Annotated in this window: 21 protein-coding genes; 11 read left to right on the top strand and 10 right to left on the bottom strand. The window is 68.0% G+C overall.

Features of this window, described 5'->3' with window-relative positions; translation table 11 throughout:
• Window positions 1-2 precede the first annotated feature (2 nt).
• Window positions 3-875 carry an EamA family transporter gene (locus tag AC3A6P_RS25340; protein WP_487694718.1) on the bottom strand — a complete coding sequence of 291 codons (873 nt, stop codon included), beginning with the start codon at window positions 873-875 and terminating at the stop codon, window positions 3-5.
• Window positions 876-1,258: 383 nt separating this feature from the next.
• Here AC3A6P_RS25340 and AC3A6P_RS25335 point away from each other — a divergent pair, with 383 nt between their 5' ends.
• Window positions 1,259-1,852: a hypothetical protein gene (locus AC3A6P_RS25335; RefSeq protein ID WP_487694716.1), complete on the top strand. Its 594-nt coding sequence runs from the start codon at window positions 1,259-1,261 to the stop codon at window positions 1,850-1,852.
• 85 nt (window positions 1,853-1,937) lie between these two features.
• Here AC3A6P_RS25335 and AC3A6P_RS25330 read toward each other — a convergent pair whose 3' ends face one another.
• Together AC3A6P_RS25330 and AC3A6P_RS25325 are read right to left on the bottom strand one after the other, a co-directional pair.
• Window positions 1,938-2,624 carry a haloacid dehalogenase type II gene (locus AC3A6P_RS25330; RefSeq protein WP_487694715.1) on the bottom strand — a complete coding sequence of 229 codons (687 nt, stop codon included), beginning with the start codon at window positions 2,622-2,624 and terminating at the stop codon, window positions 1,938-1,940.
• A 3-nt stretch (window positions 2,625-2,627) separates the two neighbouring features.
• The gene (locus AC3A6P_RS25325) at window positions 2,628-3,254 is read right to left on the bottom strand and encodes an FKBP-type peptidyl-prolyl cis-trans isomerase (RefSeq protein WP_487694714.1); all 627 of its coding nucleotides are present in this window, start codon (window positions 3,252-3,254) and stop codon (window positions 2,628-2,630) included.
• Window positions 3,255-3,391: 137 nt separating this feature from the next.
• Between AC3A6P_RS25325 and AC3A6P_RS25320 the strand changes: the two genes are divergently transcribed.
• On the top strand, window positions 3,392-4,228 hold the full coding sequence (locus AC3A6P_RS25320) for an alpha/beta fold hydrolase (RefSeq protein ID WP_487694713.1): 837 nt from the start codon (window positions 3,392-3,394) through the stop codon (window positions 4,226-4,228).
• On the opposite strand, the gene AC3A6P_RS25315 is transcribed toward AC3A6P_RS25320, so the two are convergent.
• Entirely contained in the window at window positions 4,225-6,750 is a 2,526-nt protein-coding gene (locus AC3A6P_RS25315; RefSeq protein ID WP_487694712.1) for a cellulase family glycosylhydrolase, read from the bottom strand. The genes AC3A6P_RS25320 and AC3A6P_RS25315 overlap by 4 nt on opposite strands.
• 308 nt (window positions 6,751-7,058) lie before the next feature.
• Here AC3A6P_RS25315 and AC3A6P_RS25310 point away from each other — a divergent pair, with 308 nt between their 5' ends.
• Genes AC3A6P_RS25310 through AC3A6P_RS25290 form a run of 5 tightly spaced genes read left to right on the top strand, consistent with a single transcriptional unit; the run spans window position 7,059 to window position 11,573 of the window.
• On the top strand, window positions 7,059-8,144 hold the full coding sequence (locus AC3A6P_RS25310) for a PGRS repeat-containing protein (protein WP_487694711.1): 1,086 nt from the start codon (window positions 7,059-7,061) through the stop codon (window positions 8,142-8,144).
• A 45-nt stretch (window positions 8,145-8,189) separates the two neighbouring features.
• The gene (locus AC3A6P_RS25305; RefSeq protein WP_487694710.1) at window positions 8,190-8,951 is read left to right on the top strand and encodes a phosphatase PAP2 family protein; all 762 of its coding nucleotides are present in this window, start codon (window positions 8,190-8,192) and stop codon (window positions 8,949-8,951) included.
• Window positions 8,948-9,694 carry a phosphatase PAP2 family protein gene (locus AC3A6P_RS25300; protein ID WP_487694709.1) on the top strand — a complete coding sequence of 249 codons (747 nt, stop codon included), beginning with the start codon at window positions 8,948-8,950 and terminating at the stop codon, window positions 9,692-9,694. Before AC3A6P_RS25305 ends, AC3A6P_RS25300 begins: the two co-directional genes overlap by 4 nt.
• A complete protein-coding gene (locus AC3A6P_RS25295) occupies window positions 9,694-10,587 on the top strand; it encodes a diacylglycerol/lipid kinase family protein (protein WP_487694707.1) in 894 nt (297 codons plus the stop codon). Before AC3A6P_RS25300 ends, AC3A6P_RS25295 begins: the two co-directional genes overlap by 1 nt.
• A gap of 17 nt (window positions 10,588-10,604) precedes the next feature.
• Window positions 10,605-11,573 (top strand): YihY/virulence factor BrkB family protein, encoded by a 969-nt coding sequence (locus AC3A6P_RS25290; RefSeq protein ID WP_487694705.1) that lies wholly within the window; start codon window positions 10,605-10,607, stop codon window positions 11,571-11,573.
• Here AC3A6P_RS25290 and AC3A6P_RS25285 read toward each other — a convergent pair.
• Complete coding sequence (locus AC3A6P_RS25285) at window positions 11,556-12,740, bottom strand: AI-2E family transporter (protein WP_487694703.1); 1,185 nt, start codon at window positions 12,738-12,740, stop codon at window positions 11,556-11,558. The genes AC3A6P_RS25290 and AC3A6P_RS25285 overlap by 18 nt on opposite strands.
• A gap of 152 nt (window positions 12,741-12,892) precedes the next feature.
• On the opposite strand from AC3A6P_RS25285, the gene AC3A6P_RS25280 reads away from it, so the two are divergent.
• A complete protein-coding gene (locus tag AC3A6P_RS25280) occupies window positions 12,893-13,324 on the top strand; it encodes a thiol-disulfide oxidoreductase DCC family protein (RefSeq protein WP_487694702.1) in 432 nt (143 codons plus the stop codon).
• Between the two features lie 4 nt (window positions 13,325-13,328).
• On the opposite strand, the gene AC3A6P_RS25275 is transcribed toward AC3A6P_RS25280, so the two are convergent.
• Window positions 13,329-13,838 carry a MarR family winged helix-turn-helix transcriptional regulator gene (locus tag AC3A6P_RS25275; RefSeq protein ID WP_487694701.1) on the bottom strand — a complete coding sequence of 170 codons (510 nt, stop codon included), beginning with the start codon at window positions 13,836-13,838 and terminating at the stop codon, window positions 13,329-13,331.
• Between the two features lie 59 nt (window positions 13,839-13,897).
• Here AC3A6P_RS25275 and AC3A6P_RS25270 point away from each other — a divergent pair, with 59 nt between their 5' ends.
• The gene (locus tag AC3A6P_RS25270; RefSeq protein WP_487694775.1) at window positions 13,898-15,001 is read left to right on the top strand and encodes an FUSC family protein; all 1,104 of its coding nucleotides are present in this window, start codon (window positions 13,898-13,900) and stop codon (window positions 14,999-15,001) included.
• Between the two features lie 25 nt (window positions 15,002-15,026).
• Complete coding sequence (locus AC3A6P_RS25265; RefSeq protein WP_487694699.1) at window positions 15,027-15,992, top strand: alpha/beta fold hydrolase; 966 nt, start codon at window positions 15,027-15,029, stop codon at window positions 15,990-15,992.
• 36 nt (window positions 15,993-16,028) lie between these two features.
• Here the strand turns inward: AC3A6P_RS25265 and AC3A6P_RS25260 are convergent, their stop codons facing one another.
• Window positions 16,029-16,943: an MBL fold metallo-hydrolase gene (locus AC3A6P_RS25260; RefSeq protein ID WP_487694698.1), complete on the bottom strand. Its 915-nt coding sequence runs from the start codon at window positions 16,941-16,943 to the stop codon at window positions 16,029-16,031.
• Window positions 16,944-17,094: 151 nt separating this feature from the next.
• Between AC3A6P_RS25260 and AC3A6P_RS25255 the strand changes: the two genes are divergently transcribed.
• Window positions 17,095-18,015: an alpha/beta hydrolase gene (locus tag AC3A6P_RS25255; protein ID WP_487694697.1), complete on the top strand. Its 921-nt coding sequence runs from the start codon at window positions 17,095-17,097 to the stop codon at window positions 18,013-18,015.
• Here AC3A6P_RS25255 and AC3A6P_RS25250 read toward each other — a convergent pair.
• From AC3A6P_RS25250 to AC3A6P_RS25240, 3 genes are read right to left on the bottom strand one after another with little or no spacing between them, the layout of a single operon-like run.
• Entirely contained in the window at window positions 18,012-18,911 is a 900-nt protein-coding gene (locus AC3A6P_RS25250) for a ferredoxin family protein (RefSeq protein ID WP_487694695.1), read from the bottom strand. The genes AC3A6P_RS25255 and AC3A6P_RS25250 overlap by 4 nt on opposite strands.
• A gap of 21 nt (window positions 18,912-18,932) precedes the next feature.
• Window positions 18,933-20,147 (bottom strand): cupin domain-containing protein, encoded by a 1,215-nt coding sequence (locus AC3A6P_RS25245; RefSeq protein ID WP_487694774.1) that lies wholly within the window; start codon window positions 20,145-20,147, stop codon window positions 18,933-18,935.
• Window positions 20,148-20,156: 9 nt separating this feature from the next.
• Window positions 20,157-20,405 (bottom strand): BatC protein, encoded by a 249-nt coding sequence (locus tag AC3A6P_RS25240; protein WP_487694693.1) that lies wholly within the window; start codon window positions 20,403-20,405, stop codon window positions 20,157-20,159.
• Between the last annotated feature and the right edge of the window lie 101 nt (window positions 20,406-20,506).

Genomic DNA, 20,506 nt, shown 5'->3' with positions numbered 1-20,506 from the left:
GCTCAGCTGACGTTGAGTGTCACGATGCCGGCCATCGCGGCTGCGGCGCCCACAGCGCGGCCGGCACCCAACCGTTCCCCGAAGACCAGGCGCCCGATGAAAGCGGCGAACACGATGCCGATCTCGCGGGTGGCCGCGATGATCCCGGTGTTACCGGCCGCCTGGCCCTGGGCCCAGATGACGGCACCGTAGGCCAGCAACGAGACCACTCCGCTGGCTGCACCGATGCCGAGATACGGGCGGCAGTCAGCGGCGAGTTGTCTCGGACCGCGGATGGCCGCCACTGCGAGCAGGGTCAGGGGTCCCTGCAGAGCGAACATCCAGATCACGTAGTCGATGGCGTCGGGCACATGCTGGACGCCGATCCCGTCGATGACGGTGTAGGTGGCGATCAGGACGCCGGTGGCCACCGCGGCGGTGGTGGCCCCGCCTGACCGCGCAGCACCGCGACCGCCGGCGGCCACCAGCACGATCCCGCCGCACAGTAATGCCAGTCCGAGCCAACTGTGCGGCTGCAGATGTTGCTGTAGGGCGAGGGCGCCCACCGCGACCACCAGCAGCGGCGCGACGGCGCGGGCCAGCGGATAGGTCTGCCCGAAATCACCGAGTCGGTAGCTGCGCAGCAGGCAGAATCCGTACCCCACATGGACCACCCCCGACGCGATGATCCATGGCCAGGCGGCCGCGGGGGGCGTGGTGCACACGAAAGTCAACGGAACGGTCACCACGGTATAGGCGAGGGCCAGCAAGGCCAGCCCGGCGCGGCGATCGGGAATGTAGTGCGCCACCGCGTTCCATCCCGCGTGCAACAACCCGGCGAGGATCACCACACCCAGCACGGGGATCGTAATAGGCGCTGCGGCAACGACGTTCACGGGGCTCCTTGCGGTTGTGCCCAACCGGAGCCGGGCAGCATCTACTCGAGAGCCCCTCTAGGTTTTTGTCCCATGGGTGTGGGCGGTGAACCTCACGGCAGACCGCCTGGCGACGCTCGGACCAGACCGGCGCAAGCCGCGGAACCCTAGACGCACAGACTGGTATAGACCATAACTTTCACGCAGGCGGGACGCAACAGCCCGCCGCAGCGTTCTGAACCTGAGCAGGCATTTCGTCATGCCCTCGCGGCTCGGACGACGCCCGGCCCCCGGCAATGTGCTGACGCCAACCAGGCAACGGGATAGCCTGTCCAGGAAAAGTCGGGTCCTGGGAGCTTTCAGGACGCCTTGCCGGCGCCGGCAGAGAGGGACACCCGGGATTCATGACGGAACACAACCGCGCGACGCCACGCGCCCGTGCTGCACGGGCCGCAACCGCGAGCGTGCTCTTGGCCGGTGGCGCGCTGCTGATGGCAGGTCAGGCCGCCGCCGAACCCATCGAGCCCATTCCGGCGCCGCCCGGTCAGCCCGTCGCGGGTGCTCCGCCGGCACCGGTTCTGCCGCCGCCACCTCCACCGGGCCCGCCGCCGGTGCCGCAGATGGCGAACCCGGTCTACGGACAGGGCAATTCGGGGAGCCCGTTCGGGTATCTCGGTGACATCTGGCGCGCGGCGCGCAGCGGTGATCCCGTCGGGGCGCTCGCGGGTGGCCCCGCCGGCGCGCCTGCGCCACCGCCGCCGGGCGCGGGCCCGGCGCCGGCGCTGCCACCGGGATTCGTGTCGATCAACGCCCCGGAATCCACCACGTCCCCGGGGGAGCGCTCCTCGGCTGAGGCGCAACCCGGCGGGCCTCCTCTGCCCGAGGGCTATCACCCCCTCAGCGGTCCTCCGCCTCCGGGGTGGTACGACGGGCCTGCGGGCGACCCGGCCGCACCGATCTTCCCGGCTCCGCCTGCACCGGCTCCGCCGGCACCGTGACGTCCATGAGGGCAGCAACCCAGGTTGCTGCCCTCGCTGGCCGACCCTGACAGCCCTGGCCGCCGAGCCGTCAACCCGCTGCTGCTCAGTCGTGCGCGAGCAACTGGGCCAGCTCCCGGAGGTCGCCGGCCGAGACGTCCGCATGCGGGTCGGCACGAGAACCGGTGGCGGGACCGAACTCCAGCGGCCGGTCGACGAACGCGGTCCTGAGCCCTGCTGCGCGGGCACCGGCGAGATCGGAGGGATGCGCGGCCACCAACATCACCTCCGACGGGTCCGAGTCGAGCAGGCGGGCAGCCGTCAGATACGCCTTGGCAGCCGGTTTGTACGCGTTCGCCAGCTCCGCCGACAACACACAGTCGAATCGCAGATCGCCGTGCCGGGCAAGATCGACCAGCAGTGCGATGTGCCCGTTCGACAACGGCGCCGTGACGTGGTTGCGGCGGAGGTCCTCGAGGCCGGCCTTCACATCCGGCCACGGATCGAGCTGGTGCCAGGCCCGCACCAGGGTGTGGCGGATCTCCGGAGATGCGGTGATGCCGCGCTCGGCCAGCAGGTCATCGAGGGTCACCAGATGCAGTTCGTCGAACGTGCCCCACGCCCGCGCTCCGTCGTTGACCTCGCTCAGGATCGGCTGGTACCGCGCACGCCACGCATCGGCCAGCTCATCGGGGTCGCCGGGGAGCCCCGCCGCGCGGAACGCCCGGGAGACGCCGCCGCGCCAGTCGACGAGCGTTCCGAAGACGTCGAAGACGAGCGCGCGAATCGGCATGGCTCAGCCTGACGCGCCGAGGATCTTGATGGCGAAGACCAGGGTGTCGCCGGGCTCGATACCTGCGGCGGGCTGACCCTGCGGATAACCGTCGGCGGGCACCATCGCCACCGCGACGGTGGATCCGACCTGCTGTCCGGCGATGGCCTTCTGGAAGCCCGGAACCACGCCGTCGAGCGGGAAGTCCACCGGAGCCCCCCGCTCGTAGCTGCTGTCGAACACCGTTCCGTCACGTCCGTTGACGCCCATGTAGCACACCGAGACCGTCGCGGTGTCGGCCACGACGGGCCCGTCCCCGGGCTGCAACGTATGCACCTGGGTCTCCGCCACGCTGAACGGGGCTTCCACATTGACCAGCGGTGCCGCCGTGTCGGTGGAACCGCTGACCGCGACACTGCCGGTGGTTCCCGGCAACGTCCATTCGGGCGAGCCCGTGTTCTCCGGCGCCGCTGTCGGGCAGCCGCTGGAGGCGGGAGCCGGCGCGGTGACCTCGGAGGTCACCATCTCGGCCACGGACGGGGAGCTGGCCGACGTGGAGTCGCTGTCAGAGCCGCATGCGGTGAGGGTCAGGACAAGCGATGCGGCACACGCCGCCAGTGCGAGAGAAGTCGGCACACGGGAGGAGTTCACGCTTGTCACGCTACAGAGGCCGCATGACGCCGCCGGTGGGGGGCGAAGGACTCTGCAGGTGAAATGCGGCGATGAATTCGGTGGGCGGCCGCGGTCTCAACTGACTCTGGCGGTGGAAGGAAGAACATCAGATGGTCATGACAGCTTCGCGTGGCGGATATGTGCCGATCAACGGACTGAACCTCTACTACGAGGTGTACGGCGACCTCGACGCGCGTCGCCCGCCGTTGCTGTTGATTCCGGGTGCTTTCATGGCCGTCGAGTCGATGGCCGCGTGGGCGTACGCGTTCGCGCGCGAACGCAGCGTGATCGTTTTCGACCAACAGGGGCACGGCCGCACCCCGGACACCCCGCGCCTCATGTCGTATGAGCAGTTCGCCGACGACGCCGCTGCGCTGCTGCAAGCTTTGCACGTGGAACGTGCCGATGTGATGGGCTACTCCCAAGGCGGCGGAGTGGCGATTCAGCTCGCGATCCGGCACCAGGTGCTGGTGAACAAGTTGGTCACCATGGCGGCGACTTATCGCAAAGAGGGTTGGTACCAGGAGGTTTTCGACTCCATCGCGACCCTGACCGCCGAGGCGTTCGCCGGCACACCGGTCGAGGCAGCGTTCCTCGACCACACACCGGACGCGACGGCCTTTACTGCCTATCTCGAGAAGATGAAGCGCCTCAACATCGACGACCAGGACATCAGCGATGCGCAGATGCGGTCGATCACCGCGCCCACCATGGTGATCGTCGGCGACGCCGACGGTGTGCGCCTTGAGCACGCAGTGCAGATGTTCACGCTGCGTGGTGGCGGAGACAAAAACGCCGCGGCCACGGGAATGTTGGAGAAGGCTCCGCCGGCGCGATTGGTGGTGCTGCCCGCGATGTCGCACATCGGCCTGTCCGGGGAGTCGGCGCTGCTGGTGCCGATGGTCACCGCCTTCCTCGACGACGTGCCGCCTGCGACGCCGGACCTCTTCTAGAGGCCCGGTTGTCCGGGGGTCACCACCACCTCGATGGTGGTGGCGCCGGGCATCGACTCGATGACCAGGCGAGGTGCGTCGGGTGCTGATACGACGCGTCCGCCGGTGACGCTGACGTGATAGCCGTTCGGGTACGCCGCTGCGGGTGCCGAGATGACGGTCGGGGCACCGGCGCCGAAGCTGCCCGAGCCGTCGACCGCCGTGGTGGAGTAGCTGAACCGGAGGGTGCCGTCGGCGGTCGACCAGACCATCGGAGTGCCCGAGATCAGCTGGGGATAGGGCGCGGTCAGGATGGCCATGTTGCCGCTGTTGACGTTCACGCCGACCGGTGGTGAGGCGGGATCGTAGACCAGCGCCTCCACGTCGGGAGACCCGGTGATATCACCCTTGCCGGTGTAGGCCCACACTGCCCAGCTCATGAAGTACCGGTCCGCGGCGCTCATCTGATCAGTGAGCTGTGAGGTGTCGCTGGTGGCGCCGAACTCGTTCATGACCGCCGGGATGTCGTGGCGCACAGAGTAATTCCGGGCCTGGGTGGCCAGTGCACCGGCGATGAAGGTACACAACCCTCCGTCGACAGGCCCACAGTAATCGTGAAACGCCAGAACGACATTCGGATCATCGACCACGCCCAAACTGAGCGGCAGACCCAGGATGGCGGGAATCTCGGACACCGCGGGGTTGCCCGGTTCGATGTACAGCGGCGTCGTGGGGTCGACGGCCCGGATGGCGGCGGCCACCTGGTTGTACATCGGCGCCAACTGCTGCTCCCCGAAGAACGTACCGCCCAGCAGCGTCGACAACCACGAGGAACCGGGGAACGGCTCGTTCATGATGTCGTACCCGATGACTGCGGTGTTGCCACTGAAGTGACTTGCGACGTGCTCCCACGCCAGCGCGTAGTTGTCCTGCAGTCCAATTCCGTTCGGCGCTTCTGCGTTGTCCCAGAACGCATCCCAGGCGTGTTGTTGCGCTGGATTGAGGTAGTAGCCACCAGGAAACCCGGCGTCCGGGTTCGGATGTCCGCCGGTGTACGAGGCCCACTCGGGAGCGCCCTCACCGTAGAACGTGGTGCTGTAGAGGTCTTGGTGCATGTCGAGGATGGTGTAGATGCCGCGGTCGGCCAGCAGCTGCACCGTCTGCTCGATCGACGACAGGTAGGCGGTGTCGATGACTCCGGGCTCGGGTTCGACCGCCGCCCAGATGATGCCCAACCGGACCACGTTGAAGCCGTTCTCGGCGAGGAACTCCGCGTCGTCGTCATCGAAACCCGAGACCGACGGGTCGTACGGCGCGAGCTTGTACACCTCGTTGACTCCGTGAAGGATGACCACCTGCCCCTGGCTGTTGGTCAACCAGGTCCCGCTGTTGACCACGAGGGGCAAGCTCGTTTCGGAAGCTGTTGTGGACCATGGGGTCCCGGCATCGCGGCCGGACCGGCCCACTTTTCCGTGCGCGCCGAGCCATCCTGCGGTCCCACCGGCTCCGCCGAGCGCCGGCAAGCTCACGGACTCGCCGCCCACCCCGCTGTTCCCGGCCGCACCGCCGTCTCCACCACTGCCCAAAAGTTGCGCGCCGTCACCACCGTTGCCGCCTCGGCCGCCGTCGGAGCCCGTCCCGCCGTCCCCACCGCGACCTCCGATGCCGAAAACCGCGCCGCGTGCGTCGCCGCCGCTACCACCCGCGCCGCCGGCACCACCGGCGATGCCGTCGCCACCGGTACCGCCGGCGCCGCCGATACCCATGAGCCAGCCGCCGGTACCACCGCTCCCGCCTGCCGCACCCGCACCGCCGCCGCCACCGGTACCACCGTTGCCGAACAGCCCGGCCGCGCCTCCGGCCCCGCCTACGGCGCCGGCTCCGGTGGCGTCCCAGCCGTCGCCTCCGTCGCCGAGTAGCCACCCCGCGGGGCCGCCGTCCGGATGTTCTGCAGTGCCGTCGGCGCCGTCGCCGATCACATACGAACCGGCCAGCGTGTTGACCCATTCGGCGATCTGCTGACCGCCGTCGCTGTGCATCCAGTCCTGCGCGGCGGCGTGAATCGGACTGTACGCCAACGATACCCACGCGGGAGCGGTGGTCGTCTCGCGCCCCGCCGCGGCCAGCGCCGTCGACGTCAGCAACACCTCCGCAGGAACGTCGGGTTCCCGGCGGGCCGGCGAATCCGACGTTGCCGTCTCCTCGGTGGTCGGGTTTGTGGTTCGCTGGGTGATGCGTGGTGCCGATTCGCGTTTCCGCGGTGTGGCCGATTCGTCGGTATCTGGTTGTCGCTCAGCTTGTTTCGATGTACTCCGGTCGCTTCGACCATCCGTCGACGACGCCGCGCTGCGGGTTGTTGTCGATCGGCGCTGAGTACGCTCTGTCCTGTCGGCGCCTGCCGTGGCCTTGGCGGTGCGTGCGGAGTGCGATTCCTGTGGAGTGGAATCACTGTCGGCCCACGCCGTTCCCGAGGTCAGCGCCGCGCCGATTCCGAGCGCGACCGCCAGACCGCTGACTCGACCGACATAGGCAGCTGCCGCCATCGACCATGTATACGGCAGACGTTCATCGACGGGGGGCGGATTCGAACACCTCGACGGCACGCAGAACGGCGGGCAAAGCCTCTGGACTCAGCGCGTGGTGATCCACCGACAGTCCCTCGTTAACTGCTTATTGACGGTTGAACACGGAATTGTGCCGCACCGCAACGCTTTATTGACGTGAGTGTCGGCCGAAATTGGGTCTTGACGCAGGGTCGCCGCAAACTAAAGAATCAGGGCGATTCCTCTCAGGAAACGCTAAGGCAAGCGCCCACCGTCGCGGGTTGGGGCTCTGACGCAAGGGGTTCTACATGTACGTGACGAGTGGACGCCGGCCTGCGCCGCGCACGGCCGGACAGTACTTCACCGCCGGGCTCGCCGGAGCCGCCATGGTGGGCCTGGGCGCCCTGGCGCTGGCCACGCCTGACGCGCCGCCGACCACGCGCACCGCGCAGGTGCACCTCGTCGCCAACGAATGCGACAACCTGGACCCGAATTGTGACGGTGGGCTGGGTACATCCGCGGCCGCTTCGCTGGAAACGCCGGACGCGCTGAGCTTCCAGCCGCTTTTCGGGCCCGGTGGGCTGTTGATCGGCAATGGCCTCGACGCCTCGGATGACTGCACGGGCGAGGCCTGCAACGGCGGGAACGGCGGCATCTTCTTCGGCAACGGAGGTAAAGGCGCCAACGGCGGAACCGGCGGCAATGCCGGGCTCTTCGGTGACGGCGGTGCGGGCGGCAAAGGCGCTGTGGCGCAGGATAATTTGCCCGCCACCAACGGTGGTGCAGGCGGCGCAGGTGGCCTCTTCTGGGGCAACGGAGGCACGGGCGGTGCCGGGGCGGACGCGGTGTACATCGACGGAAAGCTGGTGTCCAAGGCCACCGCCGGCGGCAACGGTGGGAACGCCGGCTGGGGCTTCGGTAGTGGGGGCAGCGGCGGCACCGGCGGTTCGGACGACTCCTCGGAGGCCGACCCGCTGACCTCCGCCGAGGGCGGCGCGGGCGGTACCGGTGGAGCCGGAGCCATCTTCGGCGGAACCGGCGGCACCGGCGGTGCGGGAGGCTCGGCCACCTCCGATGACGGCGACGCCAAGGGTGGTCTCGGTGGGGCCGGAGGAACCGGCGGCGGTGTGTTCGGTTCCGGAGGCAAGGGCGGCCAAGGCGGCGCGGCCGATGCCGCCGAAGGCGACGTGGCCGGGGGAGACGGAGGCTCGGGTGGTTCCGGCGGCATCGGCTTCGGCAGAGGCGGCGACGGCGGTGACGGCGGTGAGGGAACCAGCGTCGGCGGCATCAAGACCGGCGGTGCCGGTGGCTCCGGTGGCTCCGGCGGGTTCGGCGGCCGCAACGGCTCCCAGGGGAACAGCGGCAGCACCTCCGACGACTCCGATTCGGACTGACACACCTCAGGTGTGCCGCGCCCCCGCCGGGGAACCCTCGGGGGCATGGCGCGCAAGCCGTGGAGGTTCATCCACGACCACCTGAGCAGGGCCGACGAACACTTCGGACTGCGCCTCGGTGCAGGTCTGCTCGGCACATTCGTGGCCGCGACGGTCTTTGCGGTGCTGCTGTTGTTGGTTCGGGCCGGTTGGCCGCCGTTGCGTCAGCTCGACATCGGTACCGCCGAGGCGTTCAGGCGCATCGACGCAGCCCACCCCGGACTCGTGACGACGGCCGAAGCTGTCAGCCGCGTTCTGGATCCGAATGTCTTCCGGGCTCTGCTCACGCTGCTGGCGGTGGCGTATCTGGTGCACGGTGAGCGCCGCCATGCGGTGTGGCTGCTCACCACCGTATGGGGCGGTGCCGCCCTCGGGCTCGCGCTGAAGATCGTTGTCGGGCGGGCCCGTCCGGTACTGCCGGAGCCGGTGTCGTCAGCGCCGGGCCTGTCGTTCCCGTCCGGTCACGCGCTCGGCGCATCCATCGGCTGCTGCGTTCTGCTGCTGTTGACACTGCGTTTCCTGTCGCGGCGCGGACGCATTGCGGCCGTCGTCGTGGCGTGCGTCGTGGTGTGTGCCGTTGCGCTCGCCCGGGTGGTGCTCGGCGTCCATTTCCTCAGCGACGTGCTGGCCGGAGTCATGCTCGGCGTGGCGTGGGTGGCCGCGACGACATGGGCGTACGTGGCGTGGCGGCGGGAGACAGGTCAGCCGGTGGAACGGCCCGCGGACGTCGGGACGGCCGAGCATCCTCGAGCTACCCCGCGCGCTTGAACACCGTTGCGACCGGGTACATCCTGAAGATGCGCCCGCAGGGCATTCGCCGCGTCGCACGCGATGTCGGGTGGCTGGTTGTCCCGGCACTCGGCCTCATTGCGCTGATGGTTCTGGTGGGGTATCTGGTCACCGACGTGTTGCCGTCGAGTGCAATAGGTCGATGGGATGCCGACGTGCCCCGGCGGCTTGTCGAACACCGGCAGAACGACGGCATCTCGGAGAGCAAGTTCATCACCACACTGTCGGCGACTCCGACCATCATCACGCTCACGGTGCTGGCCGCAATCGCATTCCGGTGGGCGTTCGGCAGGTGGCGCGAATCGCTGGTCGTGATCTACGCGGTGGCGGGGGAGACCGCGGTGTTCATGGTGACTACGTTGTTCATCGACCGGCCCAGGCCCCGCGTGCCACAACTGGACGTCGCGCCGCCCACGTCGTCATTCCCGTCGGGGCACACCGCGGCGGCCGTGTGCTTCTACGGTGCGATCGCGGCGATCGCGATCTGGCACAGCCGGCACCGAATGCTCACGGTCGCCATCGTATTCATCTGCGCCGCAGTACCATTGGCGATCGCAAGCAGCCGGGTGTATCGCGGTATGCACTATCCGAGTGATGTGCTCGCCGGTGTGCTGCTGGGCGCCATCTGGCTGAGCACCGTCATCGTCTACGTGCGCAAGCACGACGCCGGCGGCCGCCGCGACGCGGCCGTCGACGCCGACAGGAGGCTGGTGAATGACTGATGCGGGCAGCGGTCATCGTCAACCCGGCGAAGTCGGATGTGGCAGATGTCAGGGAGCACGTCGACACGATGCTGTCGGCGGCCGGGTGGACACCATCGTTGTGGCTGGAGACCACAGTGCAAGATCCGGGGCCAGGCATCGCGCGGGCGGCGGTGGACTCGGGTGCGCACCTCGTCGTGGTCTGTGGTGGCGACGGCACCGTGATGGCGTGCCTGGGCGCGCTCGCCGGCAGTGGGCTGCCGGTCGCGATTCTGCCGGTCGGCAGCGGCAATCTGCTTGCGCGCAACCTCGGGATTCCGTTGGAACTCGATGATGCGCTGGCAACGGCCGTAGACGGGGTGGACCGTCGCATCGATCTGGGATCGGCCGGGGGCCAGCTGTTCGCGGTGATGGCAGGCATGGGCTTCGATGCGGCGATAATGGCCGACACCACCGAGGAGTTGAAGCGGATCGCAGGCTGGCCCGCGTACATCGCGAGCGCCCTGCGGCATCTGCGGGACCCGGTGCTGCACGTGCAACTGGGCATCGACGGCGCTACACCGCTGCGCAGGACGGCCCGCACCGTCCTGGTGGGCAATGTCGGTCAACTCCAAGGCGGACTGGAGCTACTGCCCGACGCCGCAGCCGACGACGGGATTCTCGACGTGGTCGTAGTCGCCCCGCGATCTCTGACCGACTGGCTTCACGTCGTCTACCGGATCGCACGCAAACCGCGCACCACCATCCCGCACCTCGAACGCTTTCGAGGACAGTCGATCTCGGTCGAAGCCGACCGCGTGGCACCGCGGCAGATGGACGGCGAGGTGATCCCCGAGGGCCGTCGCATCGACGTGCGCGTTCTACCCGGCGCACTCGTGGTTCGGGTGCCGCCCACGGTGGTTGCGGCCGCGTGACGGGGTAGGAGGCTGCCATGGGCACCGCAAGCCGTGTGCCGGAGACGATCACCATCTCCGGGGACGAACTGTCCGCCGACGACGCTCTGACCGCGCTGCGGCGTTACGGGCGGTGGAACCTGGTCAAGAACTCGTTCATCCGATTCCGATACGCCGACGGCTTCTCGCATGCGCGGGCTTTGGCGTTGCAACTGTGTCTGTCTTTCATCCCACTGATCATCGCCGTGGTCGGGCTGGCCAGCGCCGTGCACGCGGAGAATGTGGCGCAGGTGATCACCCAGACCGTGGCCGGCGTACTGCCCGGCAAGGCGCAGGGGGACATGGTGGAGCAGGCCGCGGCGCGGACCCAGGAGCAGGGCGTGACGGCCGGCCAGGTGGCGTTGTGGCTCGGGTTGATTGCGGCGATCATCGCGTTGACCACGGCGATGGGGCAGATCGAGCGGGGGGCCAACCGCATCTACGGCATCGAGCGTGACCGGCCCGCGGTGAAGAAATACGGCCGGGCACTGCTGATGGCCTTGACCGCCGGCCTGCTGTTGCAACTCGGCTTCGTCGTCATCATCGCCGGTGATGCGCTCGGTGAATCGCTGGCGGCGACATATGGCCTGGGTGAGACCTTCCAGACGTGGTGGACGGTGGGTAGTTGGCCGGTGGGGATCGTCCTGGCGTGGGCGTCGTTCACCGTCCTCATCGAGCGCGGGCCCCGGCGCCGTCAACCGGGCTACTCGTGGCTGGCCTTCGGAGCGGCAGTGGCACTGGCCCTGTGGTTGGTGTTGACCGGAGCGCTCGCGTTGTATGTGCTCGAGAGCGCGTCCTTCGGCGATACCTACGGTCCGTTGACGGGAATCTTCGCGCTGCTGCTGTGGGCCAACCTGTCGTCGGTCGCATTGTTCCTCGGGGTGGCGTTCGCAGCGCAACTCGAGGCCGTCCGTGCCGGCTCGCCCGAGCCCACGACGGGGGACCCGTTGTCAGCCAGCGGGGTGTGAAGGCTGCGCGGGCGCCTGCTCGTCCTCTAAGTGCTCATCGTCGGCCGGCGCCTCGTCCTCGGAAGCGTCCTCGGAAGCGTCCTCGGGAGGCGCCTCACCGGCACGCGCGGCGACCTGCTCGTTGTAGTACCGGAGAATCACCACCGCAGCGGCCGCGACGGGCACCGCCAGGAACGCGCCGATCACCCCGAAGGTCGAGGCGCCCAGGGTCACCGCCAGCAGCACGATCACGGCGTGCAGTTTCATGGACTTCGACTGCAGCCACGGCTGCAGCACGTTGCCCTCGAGTTGCTGCACCGCCAGGATGATTCCCAGCACGATCAGCGCGTTCACCGGGCCGCTGGACACGAGCGCGACCAACACGGCCAGACCGCCGGCGACGAACGCACCGACGATGGGTACGAACCCGCCGATGAAGGTGATGATCGCCAGGGCATACGCCAACGGCACCCCCAGGATCAACAAACCGATCCCGATGAGCACCGCGTCGACCAGGCTCACCAGCGCTTGGGTCCGGATGAATCCGCCGAGAGTGGACCACACGCGGGTGAGGATCTCCGCCACGTGCGGCGCAGCGGGCATCCCGACGGTGCGACGCAACCACGGGATGAACCGGGGACCGTCCTTCAGGAAGAAGAAAGTCACCACCACGGTGGTGAACACGGTGACCAGCGCCGACGTCGCCGCGCCCACACCGGTGAAGACGCCGGAGGCGATCTGAGCGCTGCTCGAGTTCAGCCGGTCGGTGATTGCGGTGACCGCTGAATTGAGTTGCGCCTCACTGATGTTCAGCGGCGGCCCACCGAGCCAGTCGCGCACCTGCACCACCCCCGCCGTCGCCTGTTCGGCCAGCTCGGTGGACTGCTCGACGATCGCCGGGGCCACGGCGGCGACCACACCGGCGATCACCCCCATCGCGACCAGCAGCGCCGACAAGCTCGCTACCGCCGGCGGCAGGCCTTTGCGCAGCAGCCATCGCACCGGTGGCCACAAGACCGTGCAGACGATCAACGCCAGCGCCACCGGCAAGATGATCACCCACGTCTTGCCGACCACCCAGGCGAGCACCCAGAGCGCGGCAGCCACCGCGATGAACTGCGCGGCCACCACCGCGGTCGATCGAAGATGGCCACCGTAGACAGATCCGCGACGGGGAACCGCACTCATTGTGTCCTTCACCCCCCTCAGTTACCCACCGCCGGGCCATTCGAAGTGCCCGGGCCGTCGATTCCCGCTCACATCGGTGTCTGATCGCTCACCTTTGCGGATTGTCGGGCCGGGCGGGGGAACACTCGGAAGTAGCGACAAGGAGGTCACCGATGGCTTACGTGCAGGGATCGGGTGCCGGGCCGGTCTTGTTGTATGACGGGATCTGCGGATTCTGCAACAGCGCCGTGCAGACCATTCTGCGGCTGGACCGACGCAACACTCTGCGATTCGCCGCCCTGGACAGCGACTTCGCCCGAGAGGTGATCGTCCGCCATCCGATCCTGGCCGGCGTGGACTCGGTCGTGTACGTCGACAACCCCGGCGCACCCGACGAGCGGGTGACCGTCCGGTCGGCTGCCGCGCTGCGCGTGGTGGAGTATCTCGGCGGTCCATGGCGCGCCCTGAAATTCGCCGGGCTGATTCCCACGCCGCTGCGAGATCGGCTCTACGACGGCTTCGCCCGAATTCGGTACCGCATCTTCGGGACACACGACACGTGCCCCATTCCGGCGCCCGAGGTGCGGGCCCGGTTCCTGTCCTAGCCGCTCATTCGCCGAGCCCTGCGCAGATCTTGCGCAGCAGGTGGGCAAGCGTTTCGCGTTCGGCCCCCGACAGTGCGGCGATCATCTCCTCGTCATCGGCGAGGCGCCGCGGCATCTCGTCGTCCACCACGGCCTGGCCGGCATCGGTCAACGCCAGCAGTACCACCCGTCCGTCCCGCTCGGATTTCTGCCGGACCAGGAGTTCGCGGCGCAGGAGACTGTCGGCGATCTTGGTGATCGACGCTCCGCTGAGCATGGTGGTGGACACGACTTCACTGGCTCGAAGCGGGCGACCGGCGCGTGCCAGGGCGCTGAGGACACTGAACTCCGACCGGGTGATGCCGTGGCGTTCGAGATGCAGATCGAGCCGTTGATTGCTGATCGAGGCAATCCGGTGCACCCGGCCCAACACCTCGATGGGTGCGGTGTCCAGGTCGGGGCAGGCCTGTTCCCATTCACGGCGGATGCGGTCGACGGTGTCCGTGAGCGCGCGCGCATCTGCGGGTTGAGGCACGCGGCCATGATATCCCCGGAGTATTTTATAAGTAAAATAGTGATAAAGTTCCTTGGGTGATCCTCGAACAAGTCGGTCGCGGCAGCGCGGCCCTGCGTCATGCCGTCGATCCGCAATCCTGGCGCGGCGCTCTTCGGCTGGATCTGCACCGGGCCGCCGTGACGGGACCGCTGTGCGTGGGTGTCGCGGTGACACTGGTGTTCGTCATCGGCGGTCTGGTCCATCAGCGGGATATCGCTGGGTTCGCCGCGCTGGGAGCATTGGTGTCGGCGTTCTGCCGCCCCGACCCCTATCCCGTGCGCTTCGGGCGCCTGCTCGTCCTGGCGGCAGGTATCACGGCGGCCCTCGGCATCGGGGCCCTGCTGGGCGCCGGCGGGTACCCCCTCGCCGTTGTCGTTGCGGTGATCTCGCTCCTCGCCGGAGCGGCAGCGTATCTGGTCTGGGCCCTGCACATCGTCGGCCCTGGTGCTGTGGTGTTCGTGTTCGGCGCAGTGGGTGCCGCCGGCTTCGCCCACGATGCCGGCGATGTGTTCCGAGTGGTGACGGCCACGGTCCTCGGTGCGGTGATCGGTGTGTCGGCGGCGATGACCCCGTGGTGGGGTGCGCTGCTACTTCGCAGGAAACCGAAACAACCCTCCGCGCAACGGGAATCGCTTCGTGTGACGATGGCCCGTGCGCCGCACCGGCGACTGATCGCGCGCGGCGGGTGCATCGCGGTGGCGGGAGCGCTCGGCGCAGCCATCGCGGCCGGCGCCCATCTGGAACATCCGATGTGGGCCACGATGGGCGCGGTGGCAACCATGCAGGGCGTCGGCTACCACGTGGCGGTACACCGCGGTGTGCAGCGTCTGCTCGGCAACATCGGCGGCGCACTGCTGGCGGCGGCCCTGTTGGCGCTACCGCTGGGCTACTGGGGTGCCGTCGCAGCCATCGTCGTCTTCCAGGTGGTCGCCGAGGTGGCCTCGACAGTGAACTACGCGGTCACCTCGTTGGCGGTGACTCCGATGGCGCTGCTGCTCACCGGGCTCGGTGCGGGACTGTCACCGGAGATCGCCCTCGACCGGATCGCTGATACCGGTATCGGCATCGTCGTGGGTATCGTCATCGCCGCCGTGACCATCAGTTCCGCCGAACACCAGAGTCTGCGCGCCACCGCACACTGATCTGGCATTGTGTTTGACTGAGACGGTGAACGCCTCGAGGCAACGATTCGTCGACACCAACGGAGTCACGCTGAGGGTCACCGAGGCCGGCGACCGTGGTGCCCCGGTAGTCGTTCTGGCACACGGATTTCCCGAACTCGCGTTCTCGTGGCGGCACCAGATCCCGGTCCTCGCCGCAGCGGGCTACCACGTGCTGGCCCCCGATCAGCGCGGTTACGGGGGATCCTCGCGCCCCGCGGCGGTCGCCGACTACGACATCGTGAACCTCACCGGCGATATCGTGGGCCTGCTCGACGACGTCGACGCTGACCGGGCGGCGATAGTGGGTCACGACTGGGGTGCGTTGGTGGCAACCAACTTCGCGCTGCTGCACCCGGACCGGGTGTCGGCGTTGGTGGCGCTCAGCGTTGCGCCGGCACCGCGCCCACCTGTACCCCCGACACAACTGTGGCGCAGCGTCTTCGGCGACAACTTCGCCTACGTCCTCTACTTCCAGGAACCGGGGCCCGCCGATGCCGAGCTGAACGCCGATCCGGCCCGCACGATGCGCAGGTTGATGGGCGGAATTCGCTCGGTCAACGGTGAGAACATCTTTCTGGAGATGGCGACGCCCGGTCCTGCGGGCTTCATCGAGCGGTTGCCCGAAACAGAGTGGCCGCAGTGGATCACGCAGGACGAGGCAGACCACTACATCGCCGAATTCACCGCGACCGGATTCACCGGCCCGCTGAACTGGTACCGGAACTTCGACCGGAACTGGGAACTCACCGAGACCACCGCATCCCCGACGATCGCTGTTCCGACGTTGTTCCTCGGCGGCACCGCCGATCCGGCGATGGCGATGTCGCCGCGTGACCGTGTTCGGGAGGTCGTCACCGCCCCCTACCGGGAGGTACTGATCGACGGTGCCGGCCACTGGCTGCAGGAGGAAAGGCCCGGCGAGGTCAATGCCGCGCTGACCGCGTTTCTCGGTGATGTGGAGCCCGCCTGACGGGTGAACCGCCGGGTCACCACATCGACCGTGTGGTCAGTAGTCCCAGACGGTCGGGACGAAACGGAACGCGTTGCCGGCGACCGCCACCCGGCAGACGGAGGGGAACGACAGGTGGGTCGCCACCAGCGCCTCACCCGTCGCCGCCAGTTCGTGCAGCAGACGGACCCGGACCCGCGCCGCTTCCTCGGGGTCATGCTCAAAGCCGTTGTGCCACTCGGGCTTGTCGAAGCCGGGTTGGAACACGGCGTCGCCGGCGAATGTCAGCCGGTCACCGCCGGACTCCAGACGGACGATGCTGTGCCCCGGGGTGTGACCACCCGTACGGCAGACCCGTACGCCCGGTGCCACCTCGTACTCTGTCTGGAACGGCTGCAACTGGCTGCGGTACACATCCAGAAATCGTGATGCGGTGGAGCGCAGCACCTCGGGCACCGGCGCCGGCATGGCGGTGCGGGAGAAATCGGGGGCGGCCCAGAATTCGGCCTCGGCGGTCGCCAGGTGGATCCTCAGGTCCGGGCGCATCCGGCCCCGCAGTCCATCGGCGAGCAGTCCGCCGATGTGATCCATGTGCAAGTGGGTGAGCACCACATCGGTCACCGATGCCGGGGCAATGCCGGCGGCCTCCAGACGCATCGCCAGCTGGCCCGCCCGCGGAAAGCCCGGAAACTCAAGGCCCAGGCCGGAATCGATCAGAATTGTCCGATCACCACTACGGACCACGGCGACATTGAGCGGCCAGTCCAAGACATCCGGGGGCAGGAACATGTCCTCGAGCCAGGCCGCCAACTCCGCCGAGTCGGCGTTGGTGGCCAACGTTTCCGCCGTGATCGGCAGTACGCCGTCACTGATCACCATCACCTCGATCTCACCGACCCGCAGTGCATAGCGCGAGGGCACCAACTCGTCATGTACCGCCTCACCGGAATGTGCGATGTTGACCAAGCTCATGTTCTTCTCCTCCTGGACTCTTCACTCAAAGACGACCTGTCTATCCGGGAGAACACCCGCCGGCGGCAGAACTCATCCAGCCCCTGTGAAGACCTATTAGGGTGGCCGTGAGGCGATGGCGAACCCGAGTCGGTCTCGTACCCTCGGTCGTATGCCCCAGCACATCTCCATTCCTCGTGGAGCCTTTGAACTGTCCGCCGATCTCTACCTCCCGGAGGGCTTCGACTCCGAGGCACCACGCGCCGCCGTCGTGCTCGCCACACCAGGCAGCAGCGTCAAAGAGCAGATCGGTGCCAACTATGCGTCCCGACTGGCCGACAACGGTTTTGCCGCCCTCACCTTCGATCCCGCCTATCAAGGCCGAAGCGGGGGACAACCGCGCGACCTGGAAGATCCCTACCGCCGCGGAGAGGACATCTCCTACGCGATCGATGCACTGAGCACCATCGCCGGCATCGACCCGGAACGGATCGGCGCGCTCGGTATCTGTGCCGGCGGCGGCTACGCCGTCCATACCGCGCGCACCGATCACCGCATCAAGGCCATCGCCACCGTCGTCGCCGGCAACATGGGGGAGTCCTGGCGCAGCCCGGCGTTCGCTCCGGACGGGCCCGTGGCCGCACTCGAAGAGCTTGCCGCTGCACGCACAAAGGAAGTCACCGGCGCCCACCTGGAACGGGTCAACTGGCTGCCGGACACACTCGAGGACGCGGCAGCGGCCGGAATCACCGACCTCGACACCACCCAGGCGATCACGTACTACCGCACGCCCAGAGGCCGAAACGAGTACTCGACCAACCGGCGGCTGCGTCGCAGCGATTCACTGCTCCTCGGATACGACGCCTTCCACCTCGTCGACCAACTGCTCACCCAACCGCTTCAGGTGATCGTCGCGGGGCGCCGAGGGAACACCGGCCAGTACGAGGCGGGGATGAAGCTCCTGAGCCTGGCCCCCAATCCCGTCGAACCGCTCATCGTCGAGGGTGCCGGCCACTACGAGATGTACGACGAACCTGAGTATGTGGGCCAGGCCATTGAACGGTTGTCGGGGTTTTTCGGCCAGTACCTCTAGCGGGTTGCGGATGACACGCTGATCGAGCGCAGACCGAATGTGCGGACCGGGCCGGCGATGGTGGCCCGGCACTGGGAGAACAGCGGCTCGGAAATCGATTCGTTCAGCAGCACCTCCACCACGCCGGTGTCGGCGGTCAGCACCACCCGCGCCTGTCCATCGCCGCTTTCCACGGTGACGGGATGAAGAGTGTCGATCCGGTTGTCCCCGTGGGCAACACGCGCGAAGTGCTGCGCAGCTTGCACCACGTGCGGCACGGAGGTACGGCCGCGGAGAAACCGGTCGTCGAGCCGTCCGTCGAGGTAAAGCCGAACCAGTTCCGCGCCGTCGGTGCTGTCGACGCGGCCGTAGCACAGACCCTCGGGCAGGATCAGCATTGTCGCGGCGAACCGGTCGCCTCCCAAATGTGAACACTCCCAGGTGAATTCGGGGAAATCGGCAGCGATTGCCGCCACAGCTGCGCGGCCGCGGACCGCGCAGCACTGGTCGTGCCTACCGTGTGCGCACACGGCCACCAGCGGGTGGTCTACTTCGGCGCCGTCACTACCGGCGAGATCGAGGTCCAGATAATCGCGAGGCCCTTCGACCTCGCCGTGGAACAGCGCATGCTCTCCGACACCGGATTTCGCCACGAACCACCGCCACCGCGGGGTCTGCACACGACGGCCGTGGCGCCGTATCGCCGCGATGCGCATACCGGCGGCCTCGGCACGGCGCACGATCGCGCGGCCGAGATCGGGGTCGATCGAGGAATGCGACTGCAGGAATGCCGAAGGTCCCCAGGCGCCGTCCAATTCGAGCAGAAGCCACGAGGAGCCGGCGGACGCGGTGGCGTACATGGGTTCGTCGCGCGCCAAGGATTCAGCGCTGCACGGCGGGCGTTTCTCATGGGTCACCAGGTCAGCCTAGAGATTCGCTCACTGGTCAGGGGAGGGCTCCAAAACACCCTCACGGAGCAGCCGCCGCACCAGCACCGTGCCATCGGCAGTATCCAAACCGGGCAGGCCGGCTGCGTCGGCGTCGCGTCCGCTGAGGAGTTCCTGTAAAGCGGCGGCACACAGCGTGGGGAATGTCATCGTCTTGTCCGGCAGGCGCAGACGCACCCGGTCCGCGGATTCCGCTGTGAGGGTGGCGGTCAAACCGCGCCGCCACCGAACTCGCGTCGAGGCGGCATGCTCGACAGCGCGTAACGTCGCGAGCGGACGGACCGCCTCGGGCCGGGTCCGCGAGTCGTGGCGGCGGAGCAACTGCTCGGCGGCGGCGGTGCTGAGCCCGTCCGCGTTGTCACGCAGATGCGCGACGATCTGGGAGATCACTTTGGCTGCTGTTGCTGCTGTTTCGTCCTGGTTGGCCGGGTTGATTCCCAGGGGGAGGGGAGCCCGGAACTCCTCGCAGGCGCTCAGCTGGTCGAGCACTGCGCGCGCCACGTCCAGCGGCGTCGTGGCCGCGACACCGATCGTCAGGTGTATCGACGTGGTATCCAGAGCCTGGGCCGCATGGACCCATCCTCGCGGCACGTAGAGCGCATCGCCGTCGTTCAGCTCGGTGTCGATCACCGGCGCACCGGCAACTCGTTCGGCAATCTGTTCGCGGAAATCTGTCCACGGCTGTGATGGCAGCGGATGGGGGTGCACCGGCTCGTGCACGATCCATCGTTTGGTGCCGGCCACCTGGAGCACGAACACGTCGTGCACGTCGTAGTGGAAATCGAATCCGCGGTTCCCCGGTGGGGTGATGTAGGCGTTCGCCTGCACGGGGTGCCCGATATCGGCCACCAGTTCACGCACGAACTCGATCAGCGGCGGCCACAGCCGATGCAGGCCTTGAAGCACCACCGTGGCGCCGGCATCGAGCTGGCTCAGCACCTTGGCCGGGTCGACCTGATCGGCGATCTCCGCGCCGAACCCGGCGGGGCCCAGATAGGAGTCCTTGGCCAGGAGCTGCCCCTGTTTGGCCAGCCGGATGAACGGCGCGCGTACCCCGCGCTCTGCGATGAGCTCGTCGACCATGTCGGGTGACAGCAGGTCGCAGAAGTCGCGGGGCAGCGCGCCGGAGGAGCTCAGCAGCGGCTTGCGCCCCCAGAAGTCGGAAGCGAAGACATCGGATTCGATGCCGATACAACGGCTGAGCACCACGGGGCCTCAGGCGGTGCCGTCGGCGCCGCCGTCGTGGCCTTCGGGGTTGCTGCCGCCGTCGGCGGGGCCTTCGCCGCTTGCGGTGCCGTCGGCGCCGCCGTCATGGCCTTCGGGGTTGCTGCCGCCGTCGGCGGGGCCTTCGCCGCCCGCGGTGCCGTCGGCGCCGCCGTCATGACCGCCGGGGTTGCTGCCCCCATCGGCCGGTCCCTCGCCGCCACCGGTCGAGGTGCTGATGTCGTCGTCATCGAGAGCCATGCGAGTCTTCTTTCACTGTGATCCCGAAGGAATGGCTTCCGCTTCAGCGTCGTGTGAAGCGTGCGCGGGCTGCGCGCGTCGGGGGATTGCCCCGCCAGCGC

This window comes from Mycobacterium sp. Soil_C_30 (genome assembly GCF_057656995.1).
Note: the sequence above shows the minus strand (reverse complement) of the source record. Positions and strands in the feature narration are given on the sequence as shown.

Excerpts from the sequence above, each read along its gene's own strand:
- AC3A6P_RS25335 (WP_487694716.1), top strand. The coding sequence starts at position 1,259 with ATGACGGAACACAACCGCGCGACGCCACGCGCCCGTGCTGCACGGGCC.
- AC3A6P_RS25330 (WP_487694715.1), bottom strand. The coding sequence starts at position 2,624 with ATGCCGATTCGCGCGCTCGTCTTCGACGTCTTCGGAACGCTCGTCGAC.
- AC3A6P_RS25320 (WP_487694713.1), top strand. The coding sequence starts at position 3,392 with ATGACAGCTTCGCGTGGCGGATATGTGCCGATCAACGGACTGAACCTC.
- AC3A6P_RS25315 (WP_487694712.1), bottom strand. The coding sequence starts at position 6,750 with ATGGCGGCAGCTGCCTATGTCGGTCGAGTCAGCGGTCTGGCGGTCGCG.
- AC3A6P_RS25310 (WP_487694711.1), top strand. The coding sequence starts at position 7,059 with ATGTACGTGACGAGTGGACGCCGGCCTGCGCCGCGCACGGCCGGACAG.
- AC3A6P_RS25305 (WP_487694710.1), top strand. The coding sequence starts at position 8,190 with ATGGCGCGCAAGCCGTGGAGGTTCATCCACGACCACCTGAGCAGGGCC.
- AC3A6P_RS25295 (WP_487694707.1), top strand. The coding sequence starts at position 9,694 with ATGCGGGCAGCGGTCATCGTCAACCCGGCGAAGTCGGATGTGGCAGAT.
- AC3A6P_RS25290 (WP_487694705.1), top strand. The coding sequence starts at position 10,605 with ATGGGCACCGCAAGCCGTGTGCCGGAGACGATCACCATCTCCGGGGAC.
- AC3A6P_RS25285 (WP_487694703.1), bottom strand. The coding sequence starts at position 12,740 with ATGAGTGCGGTTCCCCGTCGCGGATCTGTCTACGGTGGCCATCTTCGA.
- AC3A6P_RS25280 (WP_487694702.1), top strand. The coding sequence starts at position 12,893 with ATGGCTTACGTGCAGGGATCGGGTGCCGGGCCGGTCTTGTTGTATGAC.
- AC3A6P_RS25260 (WP_487694698.1), bottom strand. The coding sequence starts at position 16,943 with ATGAGCTTGGTCAACATCGCACATTCCGGTGAGGCGGTACATGACGAG.
- AC3A6P_RS25255 (WP_487694697.1), top strand. The coding sequence starts at position 17,095 with ATGCCCCAGCACATCTCCATTCCTCGTGGAGCCTTTGAACTGTCCGCC.
- AC3A6P_RS25240 (WP_487694693.1), bottom strand. The coding sequence starts at position 20,405 with ATGGCTCTCGATGACGACGACATCAGCACCTCGACCGGTGGCGGCGAG.